This window comes from Bacillus sp. SIMBA_008 (assembly GCF_046535495.1).
Lineage (GTDB): Bacteria > Bacillota > Bacilli > Bacillales > Bacillaceae > Bacillus > Bacillus subtilis.
Window position 1 is genome coordinate 1 of record NZ_JAWRWL010001364.1, and the last position, 232, is coordinate 232.

1 protein-coding gene is annotated in these 232 nt (G+C 42.2%); it reads left to right on the forward strand.

The genetic code is table 11. The features are described from left to right. Positions 1-34: 34 nt before the first annotated feature. Positions 35-232, forward strand: a 198-nt coding sequence (locus SB658_RS27910) for a 5'-nucleotidase (protein WP_410603843.1), incomplete at its 3' end; no start/stop codon positions are given.

A 232-nucleotide genomic window follows, 5' to 3' on the forward strand; every position in this document is an offset into this window, starting at 1 on the left:
CTGTAAATTGGATTGCTAAATCTAGGGGAAGCAGATGCCGTATGAGCTTAAAGATCGACTTGTAGTAGGCGTGGCGTCGAGTGCTATGTTTGACCTTGGCGACTCCGATAAAATATTTAGAACTAAGGGTGAGCAAGAATATCGTGAATACCAAGAGCTGAATAAGAATGAGCCGCTTGCCGAAGGCATTGCATTCTCATTTATAAAGCGACTTCTTTCTTTGAATGACTTG